General features: G+C 51.9%; 18 protein-coding genes and 1 tRNA gene. 12 read left to right on the plus strand and 7 right to left on the minus strand.

The window, feature by feature from the left end; all coding sequences use genetic code 11:
• The first annotated feature begins 286 nt into the window (after nt 1–286).
• The 8 genes from BLR97_RS01520 to BLR97_RS01555 all read left to right on the plus strand — a co-directional run bounded on the left by BLR97_RS01520 (nt 287) and on the right by BLR97_RS01555 (nt 7,738).
• Nucleotides 287–1,171, plus strand: coding sequence for an urease accessory protein UreD (locus BLR97_RS01520; protein ID WP_089701776.1), 885 nt, complete (start codon nt 287–289; stop codon nt 1,169–1,171).
• Between the two features lie 15 nt (nt 1,172–1,186).
• Nucleotides 1,187–1,489, plus strand: a complete 303-nt coding sequence (ureA, locus tag BLR97_RS01525; protein ID WP_027337131.1) for an urease subunit gamma — start codon at nt 1,187–1,189, stop codon at nt 1,487–1,489.
• 23 nt (nt 1,490–1,512) lie between these two features.
• Entirely contained in the window at nt 1,513–1,833 is a 321-nt protein-coding gene (locus BLR97_RS01530) for an urease subunit beta (RefSeq protein WP_089701778.1), read from the plus strand.
• The gene (gene ureC / locus BLR97_RS01535) at nt 1,830–3,533 is read left to right on the plus strand and encodes an urease subunit alpha (protein WP_089701780.1); all 1,704 of its coding nucleotides are present in this window, start codon (nt 1,830–1,832) and stop codon (nt 3,531–3,533) included. The genes BLR97_RS01530 and ureC overlap by 4 nt, the downstream gene beginning before the upstream one ends.
• A gap of 207 nt (nt 3,534–3,740) precedes the next feature.
• On the plus strand, nt 3,741–4,274 hold the full coding sequence (gene ureE, locus BLR97_RS01540; protein ID WP_089701782.1) for an urease accessory protein UreE: 534 nt from the start codon (nt 3,741–3,743) through the stop codon (nt 4,272–4,274).
• Nucleotides 4,264–5,007, plus strand: a complete 744-nt coding sequence (locus BLR97_RS01545; RefSeq protein WP_089701784.1) for an urease accessory protein UreF — start codon at nt 4,264–4,266, stop codon at nt 5,005–5,007. Before ureE ends, BLR97_RS01545 begins: the two co-directional genes overlap by 11 nt.
• Before the next feature lie 42 nt (nt 5,008–5,049).
• Nucleotides 5,050–5,679, plus strand: coding sequence for an urease accessory protein UreG (gene ureG / locus BLR97_RS01550; RefSeq protein ID WP_089701786.1), 630 nt, complete (start codon nt 5,050–5,052; stop codon nt 5,677–5,679).
• A gap of 298 nt (nt 5,680–5,977) precedes the next feature.
• On the plus strand, nt 5,978–7,738 hold the full coding sequence (locus BLR97_RS01555) for a methyl-accepting chemotaxis protein (protein ID WP_089701788.1): 1,761 nt from the start codon (nt 5,978–5,980) through the stop codon (nt 7,736–7,738).
• A gap of 104 nt (nt 7,739–7,842) precedes the next feature.
• Here the strand turns inward: BLR97_RS01555 and BLR97_RS01560 are convergent, their stop codons facing one another.
• The 3 genes from BLR97_RS01560 to BLR97_RS01570 are packed head-to-tail and all read right to left on the minus strand — an operon-like array spanning nt 7,843 to nt 10,622.
• Nucleotides 7,843–9,105 (minus strand): TRAP transporter large permease, encoded by a 1,263-nt coding sequence (locus BLR97_RS01560; protein WP_089701790.1) that lies wholly within the window; start codon nt 9,103–9,105, stop codon nt 7,843–7,845.
• Nucleotides 9,102–9,626 carry a TRAP transporter small permease gene (locus tag BLR97_RS01565; protein WP_089701792.1) on the minus strand — a complete coding sequence of 175 codons (525 nt, stop codon included), beginning with the start codon at nt 9,624–9,626 and terminating at the stop codon, nt 9,102–9,104. Before BLR97_RS01565 ends, BLR97_RS01560 begins: the two co-directional genes overlap by 4 nt.
• A complete protein-coding gene (locus BLR97_RS01570) occupies nt 9,627–10,622 on the minus strand; it encodes a TRAP transporter substrate-binding protein (protein ID WP_089701795.1) in 996 nt (331 codons plus the stop codon).
• Between the two features lie 157 nt (nt 10,623–10,779).
• Between BLR97_RS01570 and BLR97_RS01575 the strand changes: the two genes are divergently transcribed.
• Nucleotides 10,780–10,856, plus strand: a tRNA-Arg gene (locus tag BLR97_RS01575).
• 974 nt (nt 10,857–11,830) lie between these two features.
• On the opposite strand, the gene BLR97_RS01585 is transcribed toward BLR97_RS01575, so the two are convergent.
• Complete coding sequence (locus BLR97_RS01585; protein ID WP_139172871.1) at nt 11,831–13,309, minus strand: LA2681 family HEPN domain-containing protein; 1,479 nt, start codon at nt 13,307–13,309, stop codon at nt 11,831–11,833.
• A gap of 116 nt (nt 13,310–13,425) precedes the next feature.
• Nucleotides 13,426–13,914, minus strand: a complete 489-nt coding sequence (locus BLR97_RS01590) for a hypothetical protein (RefSeq protein ID WP_089701801.1) — start codon at nt 13,912–13,914, stop codon at nt 13,426–13,428.
• A gap of 493 nt (nt 13,915–14,407) precedes the next feature.
• Here BLR97_RS01590 and BLR97_RS19685 point away from each other — a divergent pair, with 493 nt between their 5' ends.
• Entirely contained in the window at nt 14,408–14,749 is a 342-nt protein-coding gene (locus BLR97_RS19685) for a tyrosine-type recombinase/integrase (RefSeq protein WP_244511100.1), read from the plus strand.
• A gap of 383 nt (nt 14,750–15,132) precedes the next feature.
• On the opposite strand, the gene BLR97_RS01600 is transcribed toward BLR97_RS19685, so the two are convergent.
• Both BLR97_RS01600 and BLR97_RS01605 read right to left on the minus strand, forming a co-directional pair.
• Complete coding sequence (locus tag BLR97_RS01600; protein WP_089701803.1) at nt 15,133–18,072, minus strand: DEAD/DEAH box helicase; 2,940 nt, start codon at nt 18,070–18,072, stop codon at nt 15,133–15,135.
• Nucleotides 18,073–18,264: 192 nt separating this feature from the next.
• The gene (locus tag BLR97_RS01605) at nt 18,265–18,600 is read right to left on the minus strand and encodes a hypothetical protein (RefSeq protein WP_089701805.1); all 336 of its coding nucleotides are present in this window, start codon (nt 18,598–18,600) and stop codon (nt 18,265–18,267) included.
• Between the two features lie 49 nt (nt 18,601–18,649).
• On the opposite strand from BLR97_RS01605, the gene BLR97_RS01610 reads away from it, so the two are divergent.
• Nucleotides 18,650–18,862 (plus strand): restriction endonuclease subunit S domain-containing protein, encoded by a 213-nt coding sequence (locus BLR97_RS01610; protein ID WP_089701807.1) that lies wholly within the window; start codon nt 18,650–18,652, stop codon nt 18,860–18,862.
• Nucleotides 18,849–22,823: an RNA-directed DNA polymerase gene (locus BLR97_RS01615; RefSeq protein WP_089701808.1), complete on the plus strand. Its 3,975-nt coding sequence runs from the start codon at nt 18,849–18,851 to the stop codon at nt 22,821–22,823. The genes BLR97_RS01610 and BLR97_RS01615 overlap by 14 nt, the downstream gene beginning before the upstream one ends.
• The last annotated feature ends 174 nt before the right edge of the window (nt 22,824–22,997 follow it).

Consider the following 22,997-nt stretch of genomic DNA (forward strand, 5'->3'; position numbering starts at 1 on the left):
AAGTACTTCGCTTAGTAGAGCCGCCCCACGGTGCGTCTGATCTGATTTCGCCGTTTTGATGAGCGCTTATTGATTTTTGCCAACTGCGGTGATGGTCAATATGGGCGCGCCATTTTGGTGCTTATAAGGCTCTAGTTGTCCTTTCTTGGTGCAATAAATCCTGGTTAACCACCTTAAACAAACGCTTGGATCCTCTTGTCATCGGCGTGCCGACGCTTTTCACCATTTTGGCGCATAAATTGCAGTGGTTAGTAAAAGGCTGACTGTAAGGACGCGATAGCACCCCATGATTCTATGCGATATCGCCAACCCCCCGATTGCTTCTGGCCACCGCTTTGATCAGGAACGCCACTGGGCGGCGTCGCTGGCATTGCGGTTTGCGCCACGCAGCGGCGCGACGCGTTTGCTCCACGCCCGCCATCAGGGGCCGCTACGCGTGCAGCGGCCTTTTTACCCGGAGGGCCGCGACCAAGCATGCCACCTGTATTTATTACACCCGCCGGGCGGGCTGGTGAGTGGCGATGCGCTCACTATTAGCGCCCATGTAGGGCGCGGTGCTCATGCGCTGCTCACGACCCCTGCCGCCAATAAACTCTACAAAGCCGACAGCCAGGGTGTCGCCTGGACGCAGCAGACCCGGTTAAGTGTGGAAGATGGCGGTACCCTTGAGTGGCTGCCCCAGGAAACCATCGCCTTTGATGGCTCTAGGGGCCAGCAGCGCACCCAGATTGATCTTCACGGCAGCGCCCGCTGCTTGGGCTGGGAAGTGATGGCGCTAGGGCGCCCAGCCAGCGACTTGCCCTATGTTTCCGGGCGCATTGAACAACACTTTCGCCTCACCCTGGACGGCAAGCCGCTTTGGTTGGAGCGCCAGCCGTTGGATCCGACACATCCACGATTTACCGGGCGCTGGGGCCAAGGTGGCGCGACGGTTCATGCGACGCTCTGGGCAGTGGGGCTTGCCGACGCGCCTGCGGCTATTGAGGCCCTGCGAGAAGTACTGCCGGATAACCCGCGTTGGGCGGTTACCGTGCGCCACGGCGTACTGCTGCTGCGCTATTTAGGCAACTCGCGTAACGAAGCCTGGGGGCTATGCGAACAGGCCTGGCAGTTACTGCGCCCTCGTTGGATCGAGCGCGAGGCCCACACACCGCGTATTTGGCTGACCTGATTTCAAGGAGACACCATGGAACTCACCCCAAGAGACAAAGACAAGCTGCTGCTGTTTTCTGCGGCGCAACTGGCCGAGCGGCGTAAAGCGCGTGGCCTGAAGCTCAACTACCCCGAAGCCGTGGCGCTGATCAGCTTTGAGATTATGGAAGGCGCCCGCGATGGCCGCAGCGTGGCCGATTTGATGAGCTTTGGTCGCGAGATTCTCAGCCGCGATGACGTGATGGAAGGTGTGGCCGAGATGGTCGACGAGGTGCAGGTGGAAGCCACCTTCCCCGACGGCACCAAACTCGTGACCGTTCACACCCCCATTAACTAGTTATCAGCAACCAGGAGACCGCCATGATTCCCGGTGAGTATCAGTTACAAGAGGGTGATATTGAGCTTTGCGCGGGGCGCGAGCGAATTAGCGTCGACGTGGCCAATACTGGTGACCGACCCATTCAGATCGGCTCCCACTACCACTTTGCCGAAGCCAACCCGGCGCTGGTGTTTGATCGCGACAAAACTCGTGGCTATCGCTTAGATGTAGCCGCAGGAACCGCGATCCGCTTTGAGCCCGGCCAAACCCGCGAAGTGACGCTGATTCCTTACGTCGGTAAGCGTGAAATTTACGGCTTCCGTGGCGATGTCATGGGTGCGCTAGAAGGAGACGCAAAATGAAAATCTCACGGCAAGCCTACGCCGATATGTACGGCCCCACAGTTGGCGACCGAGTGCGCCTGGGCGATACCGAGCTATGGATCGAAGTCGAACAGGACGCCACCCACTACGGTGACGAGGTGAAGTTCGGCGGCGGCAAGGTGATCCGCGACGGCATGGGCCAAAGTCAGCGGCTGGATAACAGCGTGATGGACACGGTGATCACCAACGCACTGATTTTAGACTGGTGGGGCATCGTCAAAGCCGACGTGGGGATTCAAAAAGGCCGCATCGCCGCGATTGGCAAAGCGGGCAACCCGGATACCCAGCCGGACGTCGAGATCGTGATTGGCCCGGGCACCGAAATCATTGCCGGCGAGGGCAAGATTCTCACCGCCGGCGCGCTGGATGCCCATATCCATTTCGTCTGCCCGCAGCTGGTCGAAGAAGCACTGATGAGCGGCATTACCACCATGCTGGGCGGCGGTACCGGCCCGGCGACCGGCACCAACGCCACCACCTGCACCCCGGGTGAGTGGCACATCGGCAAGATGCTTCAGGCGGTGGACGACATGCCGATGAACATCGGCTTTCTCGGCAAGGGCAACGCCAGCCTGCCCGAGGCGCTGGAAGCGCAACTGGAAGCCGGGGCCATGGGCCTCAAGCTGCACGAAGATTGGGGGACGACACCGGCGTCGATCAACAACTGCCTCAACGTGGCGGATGCTTATGACGTTCAGGTGGCTATCCACACCGACACGCTGAACGAATCGGGCTTTGTGGAGGACACCCTGGCGGCGTTCAACGAGCGATGTATTCACACCTATCACACTGAAGGGGCGGGCGGCGGCCACGCGCCGGACATCCTCACTGCCTGCTCGAAAGCCTATGTGCTGCCGTCCTCCACCAATCCGACGCGGCCCTACACGGTCAACACCATCGACGAGCACCTGGATATGCTGATGGTGTGTCATCACCTCGACCCCAATATTCCCGAGGACGTGGCGTTTGCCGACTCGCGCATTCGCCGCGAGACCATCGCCGCCGAGGATATCCTCCACGATCTGGGCGTGATCTCGATGATCGCCTCCGACTCCCAGGCCATGGGCCGCGTAGGCGAAGTGGTCTGCCGCACCTGGCAAACGGCGCATAAAATGAAGGTGCAACGCGGCCTGCTGCCCGAAGATGAAGCCCTGGGCGCCGATAACTTCCGCGCCAAGCGCTATATCGCCAAGTACACCATTAACCCGGCGATCACCCACGGCATTGCCCACGAAGTGGGCTCGGTAGAAGTCGGCAAGCTGGCCGATCTGGTGCTCTGGAAACCGGCCTTCTTTGGCACCAAACCGGCGATGATAATCAAGGGCGGCATGATCGCTGCCGCACCCATGGGCGACCCCAACGCGTCCATCCCCACGCCACAGCCGGTGCATTACCGTTATATGTTCGGCGCCTTGGGCCGGGCGGCCAGCCAAACCCGGCTGAGCTTTGTCAGCCAGGCAGCGCTGGATGCCGACGTGAAACAGAAGTTCGGGCTCAACAGTACGCTTTCGGCCTGCAAGAACGTACGCGGCGTGCGCAAGCAGGACATGAAACTCAACGAAGCATGCCCCGACTTGACGGTGGATCCGCAAACCTACGAAGTACGTTGCGATGGCGAAATTTTAACCTGCGAGCCCGCCACCGAGCTGCCGCTGGCCCAGCGTTATCATTTGTTTTAATTGAGGCTATTCCACTTAGGTAGAGGTGACGGGGGTAGGCCGTAGAGAGGGTCTTTTGCCATGGCCGGAAAATGTTCCATACATTTCCAGCATTTCCGCCATCCATGGCGGTCAGATGGCAAAAGTAGCGTACAGGGAGGTATTCACAGCGCCCTCTCGTAGGCCTACCCACGGCACAGCCGCATAGATAGCGAAAGGACGATAGCAATGCTGAAACTAGTAGAACGGCTGGGGCCAGTGCAGGCGAGCGCCGCCAGCGATACCCTCACGCTACCCTTTGAGCTGCGCATTCGCGGGCGCTTGAAAACCCAAAGCGATAGCGGCCGCGAACTGGGGCTGTTTCTGGATCGGGGCCCGGTGCTGCGTAGCGGCGAAGGCCTGAAAGCCGAAAGCGGCGAGGTCGTTCGCGTCTGCGCCGCCGTCGAACCGGTGGTCACCGCGCGAGTAAGTGCTGGCTTACCGCTGGCGCGGCTCGCCTACCACCTGGGTAATCGCCACGTGCAGCTGGCGCTGGGTGAAGATGACAAGGGCGGCTGGGTGCGCTTCCCGCCGGACCACGTGTTGGAAGAGCTTGCCGCGCTGCTAGGCGCCGAACTGGAGCATCACGACGCCACCTTCGATCCGGAGCCAGGCGCTTATAACCAAGTGGGCGGCGGGCATTCTCATTCGCACGGCCATGCTCACAGCCACGACCACGCCCATTCGCACGACCATTCGCATGAGCACCACCATGCCCACTGATTTAAATGCACTAGAAAGCCAGAGCGACGAGCTAGCGCTACTGGGGCTGATGCAGTTGGTGAGCCCAGCATTGCCCATCGGCGCTTTTGCCTTTTCTCAAGGGCTGGAAAGCGCCTTTGAGCTGGATTGGGTGCGCGATGAGGCCAGCCTCGCCGAGTGGCTAAGCGGCGTACTGGAAGATGGTCTGACGCGTTGCGAGCTACCGGTGCTGGCGCGCCTGCACGATGCGTTTGGCCAGGCCGACAGCGAAGCGGGTCGTGACTCAATCGCCACGTGGGATGAATGGTTAGCCGCCACTCGGGAAACCGCTGAGCTGGCCGCCGAAGATAGCCGCTTGGGTGCCTCGCTTAAGCGCCTGTTGGGCAGCCTGGACTTATTACCCAGCGAGGAGCTGCATCCAAGTGAGGACTCACTACCGCCCTTGTTGCCGGCTAATGCGGGCTATGTAACGCTGTTTGCCTACACGGCCCACGCCCGCGGCGTGTCTGTTCGCCAAACCCTGCTGGGCTTTGCCTGGGCATGGCTGGAGAACCAACTGGCGGTGGCCTGCAAAGCTTTACCGTTGGGCCACACCGCCGCCCAGCGCGTAATCGAGCAATTGCGCCCCGCGCTAGTCACCGCTGTTGATCAGGCACTAACGCTGGATGATGACGAGCTAGGCCCGGTACTGCCCGGTCTGGCCCTGGCCAGTGCGCTACACGAAACCCAGTATTCGCGCCTGTTTAGAAGTTAACTAGCTTAGAAGTTAATCAGTTTATCGATTGAGGAGAAATTTATGACTCACTGTTTACGCGTTGGCGTGGGTGGCCCGGTTGGTTCCGGCAAAACCGCACTGCTCAAGCAGCTATGTTTGGCGCTGCGGGATTACTACGACATTGCCGTGGTCACCAACGACATCTACACCCGCGAAGACGCCGATTTTTTGCTTAAGCACGACGCTCTACCGGCTGATCGTATTCTGGGTGTCGAGACTGGCGGCTGCCCGCATACCGCGATCCGTGAAGATGCCTCCATGAACCTGGCGGCGATCGACGAACTGCAAGAGCGTCACCCCAAGCTAGAGCTGGTGATGGTGGAGTCGGGCGGCGACAACCTCTCGGCGACCTTCAGCCCCGAGCTTTCCGACCTGACGCTCTACGTCATCGACGTTTCGGCAGGCGACAAAATCCCCCGTAAAGGCGGGCCGGGCATCACCAAATCAGATCTACTGATTATCAATAAGATCGATATTGCCGAGCAGGTGCATGCGTCGCTGGACGTGATGGAGCGCGACTCTAAGAAAATGCGCGGCGAGCGGCCTTTTGTTTTTACCAATCTGTATGACGGGGTAGGGCTTGAGGAGATTATCCGCTTTATTCTTGATAAAGGGATGTTGGACGAGCGCCGCACGGCGATCGCGGGCTAACCCAAGGTGAGGCAATAAAAAAGTCGCCCCGACCAGGCGGTTGAAAGGTCGAGGCGACTGAACAAGGTGGTTGGCATCGAGCCTAAAACGGGCCATCCCTGGCCACCACGAGTACACAATGGACTGCAGCGCTTTTCAGAACCTTAACGTATGTTATGAAGTTCTTGATATCACTCTAAATAATCAAAAAAACGCAAAAAATAGTGCTAGATAGTTAAAGTTTAAATACCGTTTGTCGATAACAGCGTAATGATAACTCTAATATTTTCACACACAATAACGCTGGAAATTGCTCACGATGACTACCTCTGATTCTCCCGGTCGCTGGGCCTTGGGCTTGCAAACCAAGGTACTGATGCTGGTATTACTCCCCCTTTTATTGGTCACGGTCTCCCTGGTGGGATTTAAGGCCTATAGCAACATCCAAGACTCTCGCGACACGCTAGCGGAACAGCGCGAGCAGTTAATTGAAGAGCGCCGGAAGGCGGTGCGTGACGTGGTGCAAATGGCAAGGACTGCCATCGAGCCGATTTACGAAGACGCCAGCGTCAACGATGAGGAGGCCAAGCAGCAGGTAGCCGAGCTGGTACGCTCCATGCGCTTTGAAGACAACAACTACATATTTATCTACGACTATGACGGTAACAATATCGTGACGGCACCCGCGCCGGAGCGTGAAGGTACCAATATGATCGATGCGCAAACTCCCGATGGCACCTATCTGATTCGCGAGATTATTAAGGTCGCCCAGAGTGGCGGGGGCTTCTATAACTATGTATGGGAATACCCAGGTACTGACGATTATGAACCCAAGCACTCTTATGTTGACCGCCTTGAAAAGTGGGACTGGTTAATTGGCGCCGGTGTGTACGTGACCGATGTCGACGAGTCGATGGCCGAGCTGGAAGCCGCCGCAGCTGCCGATTTGCGCCAAGGGATTTTGTTTGCCTCTCTGTTGGGGCTGGTATTGTTTATCGTGATTGCGTTGGTGGCATATGTCTTTGTGCGTCGCACCGTCGGGCCGATTAAGCGCACGGCGTCGGCTATGAACGATATCGCGCAAGGGCGCGGCGACTTAACCCGCCGTCTCTCGGTGGAAAGCAACGACGAGATTGGCGATCTGGCGGTGCAGTTCAACGCCTTTGTAGAGCGGATGCAGGACACTCTGCGTGACGTGCGCAACAGCACTACCAGCGTTTACGATTCTGCTGGGGAAATCTCCCGCAGTAGCGAAGAATTGTCTACGCGAACCGAGCAGGCCGCCGCCAACCTTCAGGAAACCTCCGCCTCCATGGAGGAAATTACTTCGACGGTTAACCACAGTGCTGATAACGCCCAGCAGGCCAATCAGTTGGTGCAGTCCACCGCCGAAGTGGCTCACAAGGGTGAGGAGTCCATGGGGCAGGTCGAACGCACCATGCAGGATATCAATCAGTCGGCCAGTCGCATCAGCGACATCATCACCATGATTGATTCCATCGCCTTCCAAACCAATATTCTGGCGCTTAATGCCTCGGTGGAAGCCGCTCGGGCGGGCGAGCACGGCCGCGGGTTTGCCGTAGTGGCGGAGGAAGTGCGTACGCTGGCGAGCCGCTCCAGCGATGCGTCTAAGGAAATTCGCACCCTGATCGACGCCTCGGTGCAGCATACCAACTCCGGCGCGGAGCTGGTTCGCGATGCTGGCGCCACAATGCGCGAGATTGTCGAGAGCGTTGCCAAGGTGACCGATGTGATTGGTGAGATTACCGCCGGCGCTAAAGAACAAAGCAGCGGCATTGGTCAGATCAATACCGCCGTGGCCGAGATGGACACCATGACTCAGCAAAACGCCGCGATGGTGCAGGAGTCGACCACCGCTGCCGCCGACATGCGCCGCCATGCAGAGCACCTTAGCGAGTTGATCAACTCCTTCGTGCTGGGTGACGGTGAGCCCTCGCGCCGCAATCAAGCGCTGCCCGCTGCGGCGTCAGCGCCTGCTAATCCGGCGCTAAAACGCCCTGAGCCCTCCTCCAAGCCGACGGCGGCCACATCGACCGGCGACGACTGGGAAGAATTTTAGACCCACTGTGCAATTAAACCTGCAAAAAGAAGGGGCTTGCCAATCGGCAAGCCCCTTTTTTTATGTCAGCCTTTCCTACCTCAGTGTCATCAGCGTTACTCGACTTAACCACCCGACCAACCGAGCAGCATAGGCACGTAAACCACCAGCAGCAGCACGCCAATTAACCCCAGCAAATACGGAACGATAGCCTGGGTGATACGTTCCAGCGGCAGCTGCGTCACTGAGGAAGCCACGTAGAGGTTGATTGCCACCGGCGGGGTGATCATGCCGATGGACAGCCCGACCACGATAATCAAGCCAAAGTGGATCGGGTCAATGCCCAGTTGAAGCGCTAGCGGAAGCAGAACGGGGGTCAAAATAATCAACGCGCTGGCGGTTTCGATGAACACCCCGGTGAGCAGAATGACCGCCACTATCAGCAGCATGATCACGTACGGGTCGGTGGACAGCGACAGCACCGACTGGGCAATCGCGCCCGGTACCTGCCAACTGGAGAGCGTCCAGCTAAGCACCGCCGACATGGCAATAACTAGCATAATTACCGACGTGGTCATCGCCGAGCGAATCAGCAGCCGGTAGACATCGCCCAGGGCTAAATCGCGATATACCAACAGCGACACCATAATGGCGTAGTTCACCGCCACCACTGCCGCTTCAGACGGCGTGAAGATGCCCGAGAATATCCCGCCGAGGATAATCACTGGCGTCATCAACCCCCAACTGGCGTCTTTAAAGGTACGCAGAATTACCGGCCAAGCTAGCGGGGTTCCCTTGGGATACTGACGTCGATACGCCTGGGTAATGGCAATCGCCATCAGCCCCAGTCCCATCGCCAACCCTGGTAAAAAGCCGTTTAAAAATAGCTTAGACACTGATTGTTGAGCAATCACCGCGTAGATAATCATCGGAACCGAGGGCGGAATCACCACACCGATAGTACCGCTAGCAGCGATGAGACTAGCGGCCGAGGCGGGGTCGTAGCCTTTGCGCCTGAGTTCGGGCACCAGGCTTGAACCCACAGCGGCGGTAGTGGCCGCCCCCGAGCCGGAAATTGCGGCAAAGAACATCCCCGCCATAATCGACACCAGCGATAGCCCGCCGCGCATAAAACCCACTAAGGAATCGGCAAAGCTCACCAGCTTTTCGCTTACCTTGCCCTGGGCCATTAAATCCCCGGCGAGAATAAACATCGGAATGGCAACCAGGGCGAAGGAGTTGATGCCCTGGAACATTTGCTGGGGCACCACCATCAGCGGCACGCCCGCCTGATGCAGCGCGAACAGCGTACTGGCGCCAATCGCAAAGGCGATGGGCACGCTGATCAGCATAAACAGGAAAAACAGCCCAAACAGCAGCAGCGTCATAGCGGCTCCTCCTGGGCTTGGGTCGTCTTGCCGTTAACCAGCAGCTCAATGATATCGACCAGCGAGTACCACGCTATGATGGCGGCACAAATGGGCATGACGGCGTAGACGTAGGTCATCGAAAGTCGCAGCGAGGCGGATTTCTGAAAGCTTTGCACCTGCATATAGCGGTAGCCGATAAAGATCAGCGCGATCATAAACGCCAGCACGATCAGCAGGGCGGTAATTCGCGCGGCTTGGCGCAGGCGACCGGGTAGGGCATCTACAGCGAACGTTACGGCGATGTGCCGCCCGCGCTGAAACGCCAGCGTGCCGGCCAAAAAGGTGATCCACACCAACAGAAAGCGGGCGACCTCTTCGGTCCAACCCACGGCGGTGAATAGAACCCGGGAGACAATCTGTAGGGTAATCACACCAATCAGCGCTGCCATGCTCACAAAGACCACGGGCTGGATGATGGCATCCAGCCCGTGCTCAATTCGCCGCAGCAGCTTTAACAGCGGTTGAGTCGAGGTGGTCACTTACTTGAGCGCCTCCTGAATGCGCGGTAGGTACTCGCTAAACTGCTCGCCATATTCCTCGTAAACCGGCTGTACGGCTTTTTGGAAAGCCTCGATATCCGGCGACTCGTTAATTTCCATACCGGCTTCGCGCAGCTCGGCTAGCTGCTCGGCTTCCATATCGGCATTGACCTGGCGCTCATGGGCAGCCGCCTCACGTGCGGCTTCCACCATCACCTCTTGCGCGTCCTCCGGTAGTTGGCTCCAAACGGAAGACCCCATGACAAAAATCGCCGGCGCGTACGTGTGGCGCGAGAGCGTCATGTAGTTCTGGGTTTCGTCCAGGTTGAACGAGTGGATCACGTTGACCGGGTTTTCCTGGCCGTCGATGGTGCCCTGCTGCATGGCAGTGAGCGCTTCGGTCCAGGCCATGGGAATGGCGTTGGCACCCAGGGCGCGGAACGTATCGGTGTACACCGGGTTTTCCATCACGCGAATGCGCAGACCATCGATATCCTCCGGCGCGTTGACCGGGCGCTCGCTGTTGGTCAGGTTGCGGAAGCCACGTTCGGCGTAGGCAAGGCCTTTCAGGTTAACTTCGGACAGCTTGTCCAGCAGCTCCTGGCCGATGGGGCCATCGAGCACCTCGTAAGCGGCTTCAGGCGAGGGAAACAAGAACGGCAGTTCAAATACCGCCATTTCTTCGACAAAATTAGCCACCGGCCCGTTGGTGATCACGCCCATATCCACGGTGCCGATCTGCATGCCTTCCAGCAGCGTGCGTTCGTCACCCAGGGTGGCGTTGGGGTAGATCTCGATATCCACCTTGCCGTCGGTGCGCTCTTCGACCAGTTCTTCAAATTTGGTGGCGGCAATGTGGAAACCATCTTGCTCGTTGACCACGTGGGCCAGGCGCAGGGTAACGGGGTCCATATCAGCAAAATCAGCGGCGTTCGCGGCGCTCACCAGCGCCAGTGAGACGCCCAATGCCAGCGTGCTACGTGCAAATGTTTTCATTTTATTGTGTTCCCTGAATTTCAAAGGTAGAGAGCTAACATGCAAAAGTGCACTTAAAGCATGCACTAAGGAGTGGAAAAGGGTCAATTGAGTCACGGGCTAAAACCGCTTCGCGGCTGGACACAGCGCACCCGCACCGGTACGATACGCCCCCAATGCGCCCGTAGCTCAGTTGGATAGAGTATCGGCCTCCGAAGCCGAGGGTCGCAGGTTCGAATCCTGCCGGGCGCGCCAAAATATCAAGGGCTTACGCTAATGCGTAGGCCCTTATTTTTTGTCTGTGACCACCCTGTGACCAAATCGTGGCCACAATCTCTTAATTACCTTATTAATACACTTGTTCGGTTATGACCTTTGGCTTTTACTTGCCACAAGAATGGTCACACGCTTTATTGGCGCATCCCAACCCATTACGCTAATGTTGATTGGCCTTTAATCGTTGGCGTTGCAATAAGGCGCTATCAAATAGCATATCCAGGGAGGTTGAAGAGGTGGCTAGTGGAATCGCGACGGCAGCGTCGTCACGAAACTGATGACAGACCGAGCTATTGTCATCGAGATATTGCCACCAGTGCAAAATGTCCTGTTTAGCCTTTTGCATTACCTGAGCGGCAGGCAGTCGATCCGATTTGGATTGATTGGCTTTTCAGTGGCAGGTATGTCTGGCGCTGACTCACTAGTTGGCGAACCTGCTGTTTATCACGATGACTTTCCTGTCACTGCATGGCAAGATGCAATGTACAGGTATAGTAGGAGTACGCCGTCGCAGTTGGAAATTGAGCAGCCGTTATGCCAAAGCTTAGGTAAGCAGTAATCAGCCAATATTTTTACCTTACCAGTTTCCTGCACGTTTGATGTTGGGTGTATCTGAAAACTTCATCTATCGGCCGAGGCTGTGTGAAAACTGTTAAGCCGTCCAGAAGTTGACGTCCGTACGCGAAATCTGGAGAAATTTCGCAATGAAGATGACTCAAATTTAGCGAGGGAGCGCGATTTTTGATCTTTTTTTGGCCGGACCGAGACTCCTCAAGCGTTTTCACACAGCCTCGGCCAAAAGCGGACGTTCAGCGTGGGCTGATATCACGCCAAGCTTACCGAGCAAATTTTTATGGCGGCTTTTGTGCGGCCTTTGCACAAAAGGTGGCAGCGAAAAATTGTCCGGTGAAGCCATTTTTTATGCGTTTCTCTCTAAATGAAACAATTAACTTTTACTCATAAAAGCGTTCAATTGGCGAAGATTGTATTGGAAAGGATAGCTTTTCATTGTCTATATCTCTTGTTTCCTCTTCCCTATGCATAGCAAGAGACAAGTATACTAGGGCTTCTCTTGCCATCGACATGATTCGTAAAGTTTTTAACTGAAAATCATCAATGCTTATATAGGAATAAATATCAGTACTTTTAGTGGGAGCTTCATAATCTTTCAAGCTCAAATACCTATGCTCGATACGATTCCTTAAACCAGCTAAGTCTTTCGCTTCTGGCAAAGCCACATCATCAAAGTCGTCATCAAAAAGATCTTTAGATAAGTAGTAAAGCCCACGTAGAGGCCAATTTTTACTTCCCGCAAAGCAAGAGTTAATTTCGATTTTTTTATTTTTCCTTTGTCCCCAGATTTTTCTAAAACTTACTGTCCTTGTTTCCAATCCAATACTGTAATAATCGTTCAAGAAAAGTGCGATTTTATCAAAAATCGAATATGCCAAACGAAAAGCTAGCTTTAACTGTTCAATTCTATAGCCAAACTGAGCCCCATCAAATCCGTCCATCAGAAGGACACCTTTGTCTGAAATATGCTGGCTATAATAATCAAGCGATTCAAAGAGCATATAACGTGCAGTAACATACTCTTGCTTAATAATATTGAAATAATTTGGGAACCGAGCTTCCTCATCAATGCTATACGTGTGACTTGGAAGATGGAGGATATCTTGAGCAGAAACAGAAAGTTTTGTCACATCGTTCAGTGGCGATAAAAAAAGGCCATTATCTAAACACCATGTGCGATATTCTACCTCGGTTTTGGCATCTCCAAGTGGCCATTGGTTTAGGTCGAATTCAAATCTATACTCGATTCTTTCTAGGTGCTTTTCAGCGCTAAAATAATTTACCCTAAAACATTCTTCGGCTTCAGGATGCAATCCACTATCCCAAAGCGCATCTTTTGAAATTGCCCCCTTGAGTTCATCAAGAGCATGAGCAACCACAACGCTCGCATTTCCATAGTCATAAAGGGCACGAGCATAATCTGCAAGCCCGACGCCTTTATTCCCAAGAGCCATAGCAAAATTAGGGATTAAATTAAGTGCGCAATCCCAAGCTTTAATTGCTTCTATAAATCTTCCAAATTGATTCAGACTATTTCCAAGGTTTGTATAGATTTTACATTGCAATATAGAATCTAAACTAGAAAATTTTGAATCAGAGACTGCTCTTCGTAAATGCAATATTTCTATAACTTTTTCACTCTGTTGCCAACTCCAAGTATATTCAGGCTCATGAGATTTTAAAGCAGCTAGTGAGCTATAAATGTTTGCCTTATAGAAAAAAACTATAGGTCTTAGATGAGTGTCTTCAGACTCTATCATAGAGTCACACTTTTCTATCAATGTAGTCAGAGCAGATACATTGTTGCTCTCAGCCGCCGAATCTATCTCTGCACCAAGAATATCTAACTTACTGCTCATCTGAGTCACCATAAACGATATTAGTTTTCCTGATCATTAATTGCTTAACCCGTCCATGACGTAGACTCATAACGCCGCCAATGCGGGTTGTCGCGTGCTTGGCCTTGTTATAGTTTTCATATTCGCGGGATCATTCTTAAAGCTTTAAGCCGCTCATTATTGGCTGCTTCGCTACCAATGAATGTGATTGTGATAAAGGCTGATACTGCTGGTCCAGAGTGGATTTTTTTTATCCTTTCTTTAGCAGCATACACATGCTTTAGACGAGAATAAACATCCTCCCACCAGTCTCGCCCATGCTTTTTAATAAGGCTGTCCTTTATATTATACATTCTTTTCTTACTATTATAGCTTTCATCTGAACCAATGAGACTGTCCCATATCATTCGTTTCTGCAAATCACTGGGCAGCCAATTTTGGCCTTCAAGTTGTATGATTACATCCGGGTGTAAGTAGAGTTTACACTCGCGAATCATCCTGTAAACCCACAACGGCTGTGCCTCTTTATAAGCTTGGGCTCTTTGGGATCGCGATAACCCTTGAACATGATCCTTCCATGTTTCCAGTTCATCTATTTCGCTTAACTTCCTGGATAATTCTTCCATGACTCACTTTCTTATAACAGGTACTAGACTGCCCACCCTATGATTGGGTGAACGTGCCGTCGCGTTTATTCTGCAAATACAGCATATAAAAGGCCTCTAATGTATTGAAAGACATAATTACTTATTTTTATTAGGCTGCATATCTAAAATTTGCGCGCCTACTGCCTTTCCAGGATGGCCGCTTTGGGTCGAGCCCTGACCGTAAATTAACCTTAGCACATGACGAGCGTGAATTGAGCCATTCTTTTACCATCCACCCGATGGAGGATCATGCCATGAACGTTTCGACTGAAATGTCCTTTACACCTTGGGATAAAGGCAAGTTGGTTGGCCAGAAGAAACCTCTACGTCTCAGAGATATCTGGGCCATCCGTGTTCGGCTACAACTTGCGTAAAAGACGAGAGACCTTGCCCTTTTCAATTTAGCCATTGATAGCAAATTACGGGTCTGCGACATTGTCAATTTACGAGTACGGGATATAGCCCATGGTGCGTGCATATCCCCCCGAGCCATTGTCGGCCTGTCCAGTTAGAAATTACCGAGCAAACTCGCATCGCTTTTATCGACCGGATACAGCTTGCTAAGCTCCGAAGCGAAGACTTCCTATTTCCCAGCCGAATCAATAGCGCAAAGCATCTCTCAACGCGCCAATATGCCCGTATTGTCAAAGCATGGGTCACCGAAATAGGTTTAGATGCGTCAGTGTATGGCACGCACACGATGCGCAGCACCAAAGCGTCACTGATATACCGTCGCACGAAAAACTTAAGGGCAGTGCAACTGCTCCTGGGTCACTCGAAGCTGGAAAGCACCGTCAGGTATCTAGGGATATAGGTAGATGACGCGCTGGAAATGGCAGAACAGACAGAAGTTTGATGAGGATAAACGACGGCCTATCTCGGGCCGTCGTTTTCCGGCTAGAGGCGGTCTTCTAGGCGATACTGATGTAACGCATCAAACAGCGGCGCAGCCTTGCTGCGTCCTTCTGCTTTGATTGGTTATGCTCTGGCTTGGCACGCTCTTAGTCACTTTTAATGCAGCAACTTTTTTCGCGACAGCCATCTGAGCCATTTTTCTCTGGGACTCTCCAAATTGACCGTTAATCTTGTTTACGGCATGCACAAAACTTGTAGTGGAAAAAGCGAAGTAGATATCGGAAACACGACTTACGGCATTTCACCAACGAAATCAGTTGTAATTCCGTTGGTGTAAATAAATTAAGGACTAACGATAACCTTGATGTCCGAGCCAGAGATGCTCTTGATATACGAGTAGCTCGTTCCCAAGACTGCAAGCTGCTCCTGCGACACCTTCCTTGCTGATATCGCAGGTTGCACGATCACAAATTTGAAGGTCAGCTCGTGGTCGTGGCATTTGTTGCGAAGTATCTCCAGCTGCTGAGGCGTGCCTTTCAGGATTCTATCGAAGTCATTGAGCAATGATTTCTGGTAGCGATCCATCAGTCGGTTGAAGAACTTATCAGCGGTGTGGACCCATTTTACCGATCTCGACGCCTGACCGCATACCTCGTATACGTCGGCAACGCGCGCCCCGGGTGCGGCCACGCCATTAGTCATCGGACAGAATTTGCAGTGGTAGAGGTCAATGTAGATGACGTCCTTGCTTTCTCGAATTGCCACTAGATCAGCGATTTCGCCTTTACCGTCATCGTTGAAGACGATTGAGTAGTCATCAGCGATCTTTGCAAAGGTAAAGCCTTGTACAGAGTCCTCACGTCTCTCCGGACGCATGGACTCTTGATGAATTTTCGTCGTTCCCCAATTCCAAGGTTCAAGCAAGCTGACAGGCAGTTTGACATCCATACTGTTGAGCGAGTAATGACGGTAGTTGCCCTGCACCATGGAGCCGTCGACCTTGAGTAATACAAGTGGTTCTGCATCTAGATAGGAATCTAGGGGCATTTCGTGTGGACAAAGAATCTTCGCACCCGGGCAGGAGGTCTTGTATCCGTCCTCCAGCAAATCGATAGCGATGGAAGTAAGGCGACGCTCCCCACCATCGTTACCTGCGATCAAGACGGGGATATACAACGTCCGTGCGCCACTGTAATGGGGTTTACCAAGCTCGACATCGAGAAAGTTGAACGTCTCTCCCCGAAAATACAGCGAGATCCTTTGCTCGTTTTCAATCGCGATCGACTCAGGCCAGTCGGCGTAAAACAGGCCTTCTGGCCAGCAGCCCTTGATTTGGTCAACACGCATAACATTTTTGAGTACATCAGCAGGGTCGATGGTGTTGTCATTGAGTTTGACCGACATGCGCTTGCACCACTCGATCCAGTAGTTGATCGGAGAGGAATTCATCTCCCAAATCTTGCCTTTGTGCGAGCAGCCCACGGTAGTTCGTTCTCCACCCCAAAAACCGGTAGCGAAGATGTTGGATTTTGTAGCATTGCCCTTTTCGATGTCGCTGATTACTTGATTTATATCGCGTCCCACATGCATCGTGAAGCGTAGGTCTTTCCGGGCGCGTGAAAGGCCGACGTTCTGCAGCTTCATCAGCTGAATGTCGTGGAGTGTACGGAAGGTCGGCTCACCATTGATGCGACGTGAGTCTCTGGCAACAAGATTGAGAAAGCGAGTTGCCTGAGTATCGTCACCTGAGGTGTGAACAAAGAGGGTTTCCTGCATCTCGTTGTAGAAAGCGATATACAGATTCCAGTTGGTATCAATAATTTCTTCGGTCTGAGCCCACCCAACCAAAGTCTCTCGCCGGGTCACGGCAATGACTGTATCGGACTGATCGTTGATCGAAATGTACTGCAGTGTTTCCCTGCGCCCATTCAGGCCTTGCGCACGCTGTGGAGTCCAGTCTTTAGGGGAGACGCGATATGCTACAGCGCTAATTTTGGGATTCGGGTTCAGTCCAAAAATCACCTGGGCATCATCACCGTCGGCAAACTGCTCGTTAAAGTCCGCCTTCGCAATTTCCCGGCTGACTTTTTGCTCACTCACATCGCGAATGACTGCCCCCCAGTCAGCACTCTCTTTGTAAAGGGCTGCCATTTGGTGGTCGGTCTTCTGGTTAGCGATGTTGGCCACAAACTTGGCATCACCCAGAGCCGCATCTACCCTAGTCAGCCGACCAATGAACTGAAGTGTTACGGCAGGGCTTTGGTGTTGATCGTGAATGGCGGCAATTTTAAGCTCGGGCAGATCGAAGCCTTCGCCAAGCATATCTACACAGACGATGATCCGGTGTTTTTTCTTGACGATATCTGCCATCACTCTGGCTTGGTTTGGCACCTTGCTATGAATCAGAACTGGCGTCAGGTCAAGATACTGCTTGTAAATCTCAAACAAGTCTGTAGCCCGCTTGTGCGACTTGGCCCGAACTATCATCAAATGGTTATAACCTGTCTTGAGGTCAGCCCGGAGCAACTCAACAGCCTTATCTGCGATGGCCTGGTCCGACAGCTTGAGGTTATACTCCCGTACCGGATGGAATTCGATACCCTTGAAATAGCCATCAAGCTGCGCATCCCGGAGCGGGTAGTTGTAGATGATCTTGCCAGTCAAAGCCAAACCATCTTCCCGGAATGGCGTCGCAGTGAACTGAATGCAAGGTTTGCCCCTAAAGGCTATTTTGATTCGGTTCCAACTGGCTGCCACGACATGGTGAGCCTCATCAATCATCAAGTGGCTGCACATGTTCACTAACGAATCCAAAGCGGTATTTTCGAATAGCAACAATGCCTGGGGAGTGGCCACAATGATGTTGGCAGTGGCCAATTCAGCAACCTGCGCCTCCGACAGCTTCGAATCAATGGCAGCAATAATAGGATTGCGCGCCGTGTCCGATACTGCCCCGACTGTACGCAGCGTTTTCATCTCAGCGCATTTGTTCACCAGTTGAGTTCTGAGGGCGTCTGACGGTACCAGGATCAGTGTACGACTCATTTTCGCGGCAATGATCAGCGCGAGCATTGTGTCGGTTTTCCCTGTGCCGGTGGGCATGACCACGGTAGCCGTAGCGGCGGGCTCGACCACCAGATGACCAAGGGTCGCGTAAAGTGCGGCTAGCTGTGGCTTTCGTAGACCAGACGTATTGGTCTTAGGGTCGTCCAATCTAAAATTGAATAGATGGTTTTGCCAGCTTTGGTAAACATCCGAATGCGTTATTACTAAGTCGTCCATGGCGATTACCTGAGAACAGAAAGGATTTCTTTGCTAGGTGGCGCAATGCCCCTTGCACATGACTTTACCTGCGTAGGCATAAGAACAAGACCAGTCGAGCCCGGACGCGGGATTGTTGAACTTATATGTCCGCTTCTGCCGAGATGTCCGCTCAGGTCGTCAGTTGTCGCTTTGCAACAATGCATGGTGCGACTATCTATCTGCTGTCTTGCTATCTTGATCACGGAAATAGTCATCGGTAGCCACTAGGCCCAAGATGCCATCTGCTTTCATTACCTCAGCACAGCCATCTTCGCTGAATAAGTTTTGCACACGACGTTCCTGCTTAAAGTAAGCCAAGGTGCTGAAGAAACAGCTTTCACACAGATGCAATTCGTAACGCTCTCCATCGTGTTGAGACCCATAGCCCCACTGTGCTTGAAGTGTGGCAAATTCAAGCCCTTCATCCGCTACGCGGGTTGAGGAAAGGCATACATCACAAACCACATCGGTGACGGCATCAATTTCTACTTTTTCGATAACTTTCATTTTTCCCTCCCAAGGCCCATCACCTTAGTTTACGTCAGCCTAGCACGGGATGCTTAAGTCGGCTGAGTATCGTAAGCTTGAGCTTTCAACGCCCACCCCGCTTGAAGAGCAGACAAGGATCGTCCAAAAAGTTGATGAACTTATGGCCCATTGCAACCAGCTCAAAGAACGCCTGAACCAAGATAGAGAAACCCACTGCCAGCTAGCGGGGGCGGTGGTGGGGCAAGGACTCTGCGAAGGAGACCGTGATGCCGGTTTTTGATAAAAGGTACGACAAGCTTGTTCTGAATGACGATTGCCTCACAGATCCACTGCTCATGGCGCTTGCGTGGAAGAAGGCCCATGACTATATCCGCACAGCGAACTGGTATGCAGATAACTTCGAGCTCGATGTGTCCTCCATCGACTTACCGAACCGCTGTAGTGAATGGGTTGAAGCCATTAAGAGTGAATTGGTATTCAGGCCCCTTGAACTCGTTCCTGCACCAAAAACCCATTCATGGGAGTTCGTTGATCACATCGACTCTGCGGGGGGCGCTGATTACAAGCTGATTTGGCAGCCCAAGAAATCAGGCGAGGAAGCTAAGAGAGCCGACAATAAACAGAAGGATGAGGATAAAGAATTCCTGAAGCTAAGACCTTTGGCCCACATAGGCATCCGTGAACAGACAATTATGACGCTCGTTATGATGTGCCTCGCGGACGAAGTGGAAACCAAGCAGGGTGACCCATCAACTGAATACAAGAAGGCCCATGAAAAAGGCGTTGTCAGCTACGGCAACCGACTCTATTGCCGATACGAAGCTGACAAAGCTGAACACAGCTACGGTGCAACTACCACTTACAGTAAGTATTTTACTGACTATCGTAAATTCCTCGAACGGCCTTATCACTTTGCTAGAAAAGTGCTGCAAGAAAAGTCAGAAGAGGAAGAGGTATATCTACTTGAGCTCGACTTATCTCAGTTTTTCGATCGTATCGACCGGCAGATACTGATAGACAAAATTAAGGAGCTGGCGCGAGAGCAAGGGTCTATTAAAGAAATCGATGAGGCGACTTTAGGTAACGTCCTTAGAGCTTTTAAAGATTGGGACTGGTCGTCATTGGCTAAAGCCACCTTCGGAGAAGTGTGCTTCTCCGAAGGTGTACCGATAGCCCCATTAGGATTGCCTCAAGGATTGGTTGCATCGGGCTTTCTAGCAAATATCTATATGGCTAATTTTGATGAGCATATGAAGGGCTTAATAGGAAATGTTATTAGTGATGAAGGTGACATAAGACTCGTTGATTACTGCCGCTATGTTGATGATATGCGCCTTGTACTGATAGGGCCTAATCGGGAAAAGCTGGAAGAAAAGATTTCAGTAGATAGCTTAAAAGCTAATAATCATTTGGACGTTATTAAGTTAGCAATAATAGACAATATAGAATCTGAGCTAAATTACCTGAACCTTGAGGCTAATAAAAAGAAAACTAAGGTTGAAATTTTCAGAGGTAAATCTATTGGTATCTCTCAGACGCTAGAAGATATTCAAACCAATGTGTCAGGCCCAGTATCACACGAGGATGTGGAGATTCATCTTGGACAACTGGAATCGCTACTCGCCTTATCGAGTGGAACCTCAGAGGATCAAAGCAACGGCTCAGGACGATTCAATCGGCTGGCTGCAATAGAAAAAGATATCTTTGATATTCGTGAAGACACACTTAAAAGATTCGCAGCAAACAAAATATCAAGACTTTTAAATAATATTCGTCATTTCACATCCCGTGAGATCGATGAAAACGGCCACACAATACCCGGAGAGTGGGACTACTTGCAGGAAAGACTCGGTCGGCGTTTGGTCGCCTGCTGGAGCCGCGACCCCGCACTGGCTTTATTGCTCAAGAAAGGTCTTGAGCTGTATCCAGGGACTAAACTGCTTGAGCCGGTATTAGAACAAATTGGTTACCTACAAAACCTACCCCACACTTCCTCCCTTGAGATATCTGAGCAACAAGCAATTAAGCAAGCCGCCATTGGAAATTATTGCCTCGCAGAAATTTTCAGGCATGCAGCTACTGTTATTCATCGGAAAGACAGACAGGCAATTCCAGCTCATGCCGATGTTGATGGTTTTTTTGAACGACTGCAAACTTCGGCGATAGCTATTACTAGCGTTACGAAAACCCTAAGCACCTCAAACGGTTCGGAAGAAGATGTAGCTTCTGCTTCATCTGAAAAGAGTAACTCTAAAAGGTTTGACTTTCTGGCTGCTCAAGCTCGATTCCTGTTGTTAGTGCGACTTGATACAACACTCGAAACTAGCTCTGGCTGTTCATTTCACGACTATATTTTTAAGCTTGCTAAAGGTTTCCGGAATATCACCCTCCCTAATGATTTGGTAACACGAGATATCTCAGCAGGGATCCTCATTGCCAGTCAGCTAATAGGAGATGCGAAGCCGCTTCTCCGAGCATCTGCAAGCTTGTTGGAGAAGCTGGAAGATGCGAAAAAGGTATTGGAGCTAATAGCCATTCAGGATGCAGAGCTGTTCCGTTCTCTTATTCTCCATGCCCGGCCTTTGAGGTATAAATGGCTTGATGAAATCGGGGTGCCTGAGCTGGTTGAAAAGCTCTATATCGGCATCCGACCGTCAGCCAAACCACTTGTAGAAATTAAATCTGCCACACCGCTATACAAACTTATCTCGCGACCGGACAACCCTTTTGATAATGAGATAATGGCGCTAAAACTGATGCAGGCGCTGCTTGATGAAAAGAAAAATGCCGACTTTCAAAAAGCCGAGCGGAGCGACGTTATCGACTTAGCAAAGACAAAAGTAATATTTGAAAAATTTTCAGCTCCACCTACCTACGAAGTTTTTGACTCTGCCCTGTTGATTGAGATCGAATTCAATTCGACACTTACAGAGGCTACAAAGCATTTATATTCTGAGCATGACGATACCTTTGTTCTTCAACGCATAGCTCTCTGTCTTCGTGCCGTACTAGCAGGCTCTGGTGATCCTACAGGTTTTGGGCAAACCATTTCACCGAAAACAGGTTACCGTGGCCTCAAGTCAACTCAGTACAAAAGGCAAATTGGCCTGCTGACCACGCCAGAGTCTTTAGCGGGTGAAGCCGCTCAGTTCTCCGGCTGGCTTACCACTTTGTTATCAAAAATGCTCAAGTGGCCCGGTATCCGTATTAATGACCATGGGTACCCTTGGCCGACTGAACTAACCGTTGAAAATGTTAGAACGTTAGTTGAAAAGCGGCTCGCCAAACTCAAAGAATGTTACTGCCAGCAATCCGGCATGCCAGGTCTTCCTGAGCTCATTTCACCCGATTGGAACCCCTCTAAAAGTAGCTTGGTTGTAGCCATGGTTCAAACGAAGATGCCACTACAAAAGAACTTTGTTGAGCATGGCCTATATTTAGACGCTCCCGAGTTTAGGGTAAAACATCGGAAACATCTGGCACGAGTTGCAAAACTCGTAACCAAGCATATCGAGGCCCAGCATATTGAGAAGCCAACCAATGGTGAGCGGGAACAAAACATTGATCTAATCATATTACCTGAGTTGGCTGTTCATGAAGATGACATGGACATCCTGATTCACCTTTCCCGAAAAACCCATGCGATTGTTGTCGCGGGGCTTGGATTTATTAATCAGTCAAATGTGAAGGGCCCAAATAATTGTGCCGTCTGGGTAGTACCCAGAAAACACAATGGGAACAAGAACGAAATCCGAAGACTGCAGGGAAAGCACCACATGACTGCATCTGAAACAAAGATGAAAGTTCAACCGTGGCGCCCATATCAGCTCATGCTAGAGCTTGCACATCCAGCTTTTCCAACTGCCCCAGGCTTTACACTCACGGCTGCCATCTGTTTCGATTCCACAGATATAGCGCTGAGTGCAGACCTGCGTGACAAATCCCACGCTCTTATGATTCCGGCACTCAATCGTGATGTGAATACCTTTGATTCAATGGTTGAGGCGCTTCACTACCACATGTACCAGCATGTTGTTCTGGTAAATACCGGCGAATACGGTGGCTCCTACGCCATGGCACCCTATAACGAACGATACGATCGATTGATTGCACATTCGAGTGGCAATGACCAAGTGACAATTAATACCTTCAAGATGAATATGTTTGATTTTAGACGTGACGGCGTTGGCGTGAGCATGCAATCAGGTATTAAGCAGAAAGCCGCGCCAGCAGGGATTTAGGTCAAATTTAAAAATCTGTCCAATGAGACCGCCTCCCTATCAAACTTCAAATTATAAGCAGTTTGCCGATTCGTAGTAAGCTTCTCAATTGTTATCGGTTTCACGGGCTCGTTAAAGAAATTAGGCTTCTTTTCTTCAATTAGTTGAGATAAGTGGCATCTTAGTATGAACTAC

This window comes from Vreelandella arcis, from assembly GCF_900103865.1.
Classification (GTDB): domain Bacteria; phylum Pseudomonadota; class Gammaproteobacteria; order Pseudomonadales; family Halomonadaceae; genus Vreelandella; species Vreelandella arcis.